This is a genomic window from Tistrella sp., from assembly GCF_002684955.1.
GTDB lineage: Bacteria > Pseudomonadota > Alphaproteobacteria > Tistrellales > Tistrellaceae > Tistrella > Tistrella mobilis.
Window position 1 is genome coordinate 1 of sequence record NZ_NYWI01000087.1, and the last position, 5,578, is coordinate 5,578.

7 protein-coding genes are annotated in these 5,578 nt (G+C 59.1%); 2 read left to right on the top strand and 5 right to left on the bottom strand.

Annotated features, from left to right (window positions below):
- Position 1: 1 nt before the first annotated feature.
- The 5 genes from CMO28_RS29525 to CMO28_RS29545 are packed head-to-tail and all read right to left on the bottom strand — an operon-like array spanning position 2 to position 4,054.
- Positions 2–1,072, bottom strand: coding sequence for an SIR2 family protein (locus CMO28_RS29525; RefSeq protein WP_296721145.1), 1,071 nt, complete (start codon positions 1,070–1,072; stop codon positions 2–4).
- A 21-nt stretch (positions 1,073–1,093) separates the two neighbouring features.
- Positions 1,094–1,360, bottom strand: coding sequence for a hypothetical protein (locus tag CMO28_RS29530; RefSeq protein ID WP_296708619.1), 267 nt, complete (start codon positions 1,358–1,360; stop codon positions 1,094–1,096).
- Between the two features lie 55 nt (positions 1,361–1,415).
- Entirely contained in the window at positions 1,416–2,153 is a 738-nt protein-coding gene (locus CMO28_RS29535; RefSeq protein ID WP_296708617.1) for a PaeR7I family type II restriction endonuclease, read from the bottom strand.
- 7 nt (positions 2,154–2,160) lie between these two features.
- A complete protein-coding gene (locus CMO28_RS29540; protein ID WP_296708614.1) occupies positions 2,161–3,849 on the bottom strand; it encodes an Eco57I restriction-modification methylase domain-containing protein in 1,689 nt (562 codons plus the stop codon).
- A 25-nt stretch (positions 3,850–3,874) separates the two neighbouring features.
- Positions 3,875–4,054, bottom strand: a complete 180-nt coding sequence (locus CMO28_RS29545; protein ID WP_296708611.1) for a ribbon-helix-helix domain-containing protein — start codon at positions 4,052–4,054, stop codon at positions 3,875–3,877.
- 177 nt (positions 4,055–4,231) lie between these two features.
- On the opposite strand from CMO28_RS29545, the gene CMO28_RS29550 reads away from it, so the two are divergent.
- Both CMO28_RS29550 and CMO28_RS29555 read left to right on the top strand, forming a co-directional pair.
- The gene (locus CMO28_RS29550; RefSeq protein WP_296708609.1) at positions 4,232–5,278 is read left to right on the top strand and encodes a hypothetical protein; all 1,047 of its coding nucleotides are present in this window, start codon (positions 4,232–4,234) and stop codon (positions 5,276–5,278) included.
- Between the two features lie 12 nt (positions 5,279–5,290).
- A partial coding sequence (locus CMO28_RS29555) for a transposase (protein WP_296721149.1) occupies positions 5,291–5,578 on the top strand: 288 nt, incomplete at its 3' end.

Consider the following 5,578-nt stretch of genomic DNA (forward strand, 5'->3'; position numbering starts at 1 on the left):
CTCAAGGCTCAAGGAAAAGACCGTGCCGAGTGCAGACAGCGCGATGCAGCACCCCTACCACATGGAAGGTGGGTCCCGCGTGAAAAACAACTTGCTGACGACCGTCGGCTTTGCCGCCCTCGCCCTCTTCGCCGTTATCTGCCTCTTCCAGTGCCAAGAAGTGCTGGCCGTTTGCTCCCTCCAGCATCTTCTTAGCGGTTTTGCTTAGCTCCTTTGCGAGCACGACCAGAAAGGCGTCGCCCCGTTTCCAGCGCTCCAGCAGTTTCGGCTGGATATGTGTGTCATTGAAGCCAAAGCCGACGCAGAGATACGCGCTTGCGCGCGCTAGGGCGCCATCGGCCCCGGCGATGATCGAGCGAAACGGCTCAAGGTGTGTGCGTTCGTATTTCTCGATACCGGGTGTCACGATGGCCGGACGGCGGCCGGTCGGGATGGATCGTGCCGACGTGAGCGCGATAACCTGGCCGTCTTGATCGATGAACCAGTCCAAGCAGCCGTGCACCTTCCAGATATCGACGGTGCGGGCTTGTTGGTTGTCCTGCCTGAATGATAGCCGCGAGCCAGATTGCCGCTGGCGCAGGTATCCGTAGCTGAAGCCCGTGTGGTGACAGTATCCCGCCCGATCGGCGGCATACTCAGCCAGCCGGTCATAGTTGGGCGTCACCACTGAAATCGTTCGGTTTGTGCTGTTGAACAGATGACGGTAGAGCCGGGCGAGAGGGAGGTGGTTCACGTCGCCGAGAACCGCTTCAAATACGCGCGCATCTGCGGCGCTGATCAAACTCCATGTCTGCTCGACAACATGGTCAGAGAGTTTTTCACTCAGCTTGATTGCGTGCAGCGCGCTTTCGAGGTCTTTGGTGGCGAGTTCGTTAATGAACTGATCCCAAAGACCCTCGTCCGAACCGGACAGCACCCCGTCCCGCATAGAGCCTTTCAGGTGGGCCGCCAGTGCGCCCATGCTGGGCAATCCAGCCGGAATGGAGGCACCACTTCCGAGCACGATCACCGGAGATGCCTTGAGGCATCTCTGGCCTTCCTCAATCGCAATCTCGACAGTCGTTTTCGGCAAGATGCTTCCTCATGCGTAGTTTTAGGATTCCAGATACCAGGAGACGCCGACCAAGACGTTTCCGATCGCGATGCACGCAAACCCGATGGTAAGGAGCCAAATCCCTGCCTTTTGCTTCCGGGCGACCTGCTCGTCCATGCCGACGATCAGCGGAACCACCTGTTGCTGCCCGGCGAGGATATCCATGAGCAGGCGAATGTTCACATCGGTGGCCTGGTGGGCAGCAACCATCATGTCCAAGATGCCCTTGACCCTCCAAGCAAGGATGATCGCGCCGATGGCGTTCAATCCGATCCCTGCAATTCTTAGCCAAACGACCATCCTGTCCCCCCGATCTCTACGGCTATGCCCGTGCCGCTTCAGCAGCAAGGTGCCCGGCAAGTTCCGTCACAAATGTTCGGAGTCCTGTCATGTCGCTCATTTCCGCGAAGTCGCCCGTATTTGCGGCAGTCCGGGGAGACGTGAGAATGCAAGCCGACGAATAAAGCTGTTCCTGCACGAGCTTCTTGCAGAGCACGTTGTAGCGCTCAGCATACGAGGCGTTTTGAAAGTCCTGGAAAACTGGGAAGTGGGGCGAGCGATCCCGTACAGGTGCGCGTGAGGCTGGCGCGTCCTCCAGCAGCATCAGCCAGCCGACGAAGGGGCGTGGCTGCTCGCCGAACGCACCCTCCCGGTAGGCTGTCCAAAGATCGACAGCCGTGCCGATGGCTTCCTCGGTTCGGTTGTTGAAGTTGTTTCCGAAAGAGGGGCCGACCTGGGATTTGAACTCCAGCGCGGCGACGAGGTGGCCTTTCCTCAGGATCAGTAAGTCCCAGAGTTTGGTGGGACGAAAATAGCCGGGCAGCGTCAGTACACGGCCGTCCTGAAGAATGGTTGCGTCCGTTAGTCCGTTTGCTTCGGCAAGGTCGGCGACCAATTGAAGGAAGCCGTTCATATTCTTTCCGGCGGTGACGCCGGCGCGCTCCCCCTGATCCGCCTTGCCGGATTCAAGTTGCTTGAGACGTGCGGCTTCTCGGTTCCCCCAAAACAGCTTGACGGCCTCGCGAGCCTTGTTTTCGTACTCGGCAAGATCCAATGCCATTAGCGCATTACCCCCCATTGCCGCCGAGGGCAGTGCGCTCGGCCTTATCCATTCGATAAAGCCGGAAGACGGCCTGGTTACAGCTTGCAATGTCGCCGCTGGTGGCCGCGTCAGCAAGTTCCGCGCGCAAATCCTCAGATACGTCGCACCAATGTGGGACGCGGATACGCCGGAGATACTGCGCTTGGAAGCGCAGGTAGCCGCCACGCATCTTCGTCGAGTACATGGAAACAAAGAGCTTGGCGATGCCCGACAGCAGCACCGCTTGCAATGCCCTTAGCTCCCACTCATCGGATGTGATGAAGTAGAGGTTGTGATGGGGGTAGAGGTGGCCGGCCTCATAGACGATATGCGCCTCACCCTTGATGTCGGGGATAAGCAGCTTCGGGCGGCTGGCCAGGGCCGGATAGATACGATCGATAGTCCGGTACCAGCCATTCGGGTTCTTTTGGGAAACGTGGCGCTTCCTGATTTCCTCGCCATTGGCTTCAAGGTGGGCGCGGAGCTTGGGATAGGCGTCCAGAGGAACGAGGCCGCCATCATTCTTGAACGGGTTGATCACGCCGTAGCCGCGCCATTGCACGGTGCCGGCAAGAATGTCCCGCGTCATGACGAGGGGCAGTTTGCGGTCGGGCTCCACGTCCAGAGTATCGAAGGGGGCAATGAAAACCCTGTCTGCGCCGGTCGCCACGCCAATGCCGACCTTGCAGCCGGTCTCTTCGAGCGTCGGGAACTCACGCTCCAAACGGCGAACGACTGCGAGCTGATCGAACGACTCAAGAATCCAAGGATCGGCGCCTGCGGCGACGCCCTTGATCTCCTTGATGTCTGCGCTGAGTGTGTCGGTATCGTCCAGCATCGCGCGTGAGAGCGCTGTTAGCGCCTGAGGTGTAATCGCCGGTCGATGAGCAAGCCGCGTTGGGCCGGGACGTTCTCTCGTTATGACGGTGATTGCAGGGTATGCGATGACCTCCGAGTGGAAGGCAGGCGTGTCCACCATGTCCACATAGAATTTCAGGCGATAACCCTCGGCGACCATCTTCCGCAGCGGACCGCCGTAGCGGTTCTTCATCCAGCGATCCGCGCAGATGAAGCCGAGTGCGCCTCCCTCGGCGAGCAGCGAGAGCGACCGTTCGATAAAGGGGATGTAGATGTCAGCGCGATCAAAAACTGTCGTGAACTGGCGCCGGTATTCGGCGATCAGCGCATCCGGTATCAGCTCTTGGCGAACATAGGGCGGGTTGCCGACAACGTAGTGAAAGCCATCAGGTAGCGGATGCAGCAGAAAGTCGCCTTGGACCAGCCACGCATCCAGCAGCCGGTCGCAGTCAACGTCCGGCAAGCCTTCTTCTCGGAGTAAAGCGGCCAGGCGGGCGCGGGTTGCGGTGAAGGTTTTGCGATGAAGCTCAATCGCGCGAACACTGTCGATTAGGGATTCCAACGGTGCGTCGGCGGTATGCCACGCCCTCAACAAGCGCTCGACTGCGGCAAGGAGAAAGTCCCCATTGCCAAAGGACGGTTCGAGCAAGCGTTGCGTATGGAGGGGCTTGTCGTCGGTATAGCCCGTCAGGTCGAGGATGAAGTCCACGACTTCGCGTCGGGTGAAGATGGCACCGCGTTCCTCGATACCGCTTTCAGCCATCTGTGCAACGGCTGCATCGACCGGACACATCCCAGGTAGGGATACGTGGCGCATGGGGCGAATTGCTTCTGCCATGTGCTCAGCCTACCCTGCGCTTTTCCGAGCCGCCCATTGGGTCGGGCGCGTCGCCACGGTGGCGATCCAGAAACTCACGCATGGAACGACGGATCACCCACGACGCAGAGACGTCGTGGCTGCGTGCCAGACGGTCTATCTCAGCATAGTCGTCCGGGTCGACGGTGACCGTGATTCGCTTCATGTGCTTGTCTTTCTTAGGGAATGGCATCCTCACACCCATGATGCATAGCTTCGCATTTGATGATACCATATCTAGCGTCGGAGGCACGATCAAACGCAATATGGGTTGGCGGCAAGGGCGAAGGTCATGCGGTTCAAGAACTTGGAACGCTATCGGACGGGAGGGGCCAGGAATCGAATGGAATTGTCCATCCCATTGCCAAAGACGCCCGAGGGGCGCGTCTATCGCTATTCGCCAAATGAGAAAGCGTTGCCGCGTCATTTCGTATTGGGTGATGTTGCCGAGAACGTGATGGTCAGTGATGATGCGCGCAAGCGCATGAAGCTGGAACCCCGCTCGAAGCAGACTGTCTGTCCCTATAGCGGCATTGTTGCTGACGACCAGGATTTCATGCACCCGGATGACGTGGAAGCCGCGAAGAAGATGGTGGCACACGCCGCCAAGGCCGACATGGCAAGCGCCTTTCACGGCATGTTTCGAGACATGGAGCGAAAGTTTTCGTCCTCGAAATTCGTCAAGATCAAAGCTGGTCCGCGTCCTACGGCAAAACCACGGCTGAGATTTTCTCGGCGTGATCTCTTGCGAGAGTTGGTGTGTGATCACTGTGGTCGGGACTACGGCGTCTTTGCTATTGGCCTTTTTTGCCCCGATTGCGGCGCCCCGAACGTCCGACTGCATTTCGCGCGCGAAGTCCAGATCGTTGCGCAACAAATCGCATTGGCGGACGCGCAAGAGGGCAATCAGGAATTGGGATACAGGCTCATGGGCAACGCTCATGAGGACGTGCTCACGGCATTCGAGGCAACCCTCAAGGCAGTTTATCTTTATGGCTGCGACCAGCTTGGCCCTGACGCTCCCAAGCCAAAGCCAGTGCGAAACGATTTTCAGAATGTTGAAATCGCACAGCGCCGGTTCGCGGAATTGAACTTCGATCCATTCTCACCCTTGTCCGAGGCCGAGCTTGCGGCGCTTAAGCTCAACATTCAGAAGCGCCATGTCATCGGGCATAATCTCGGGATCATGGATGATAAATTTGCCGACCATGCTAGGGATGCGCGGGTTGGCGAAACCATTCATCTGGTCGGTGAAGATATTCGACAGTTTGCAGCGGTGGCACAGTGTGTGGTGGACGCCCTTGATGCTTGGCTCGCCGGCGGCATTCCCGCAACCACCGTACTGGCCGAAGTGAACCGCATCGGGTTTGCCGGAGGCTCCAACTCTTGAGAGGATGGAGCCATGACCAGCAGGACGACGAACAAGTTTGCCCCCGAAGTGCGTAGCCGCGCGGTCCGGATGGTTCTCGAGCACGAGAGCGATCACGCCTCCCGCTGGGCCGCCATCGCCTCGATCGCCGGCAAGATCGGTTGCACACCGGAGACGCTGCGGCTGTGGGTGAAGCGGGCCGAGCGTGAGGGCGGTAAGATCGACGGCGTCGCTCCGGACCTGAACGCCCGCCTGAAGGCACTCGAGCGGGAGAACCGCGAACTGCGGCAGGCGAACGAGATCCCGAGATGGGACTTCAAC

Excerpts from the sequence above, each read along its gene's own strand:
- CMO28_RS29535 (WP_296708617.1), bottom strand. The coding sequence starts at position 2,153 with ATGGCATTGGATCTTGCCGAGTACGAAAACAAGGCTCGCGAGGCCGTC.
- CMO28_RS29540 (WP_296708614.1), bottom strand. The coding sequence starts at position 3,849 with ATGCGCCACGTATCCCTACCTGGGATGTGTCCGGTCGATGCAGCCGTT.
- CMO28_RS29545 (WP_296708611.1), bottom strand. The coding sequence starts at position 4,054 with ATGAAGCGAATCACGGTCACCGTCGACCCGGACGACTATGCTGAGATA.
- CMO28_RS29550 (WP_296708609.1), top strand. The coding sequence starts at position 4,232 with ATGGAATTGTCCATCCCATTGCCAAAGACGCCCGAGGGGCGCGTCTAT.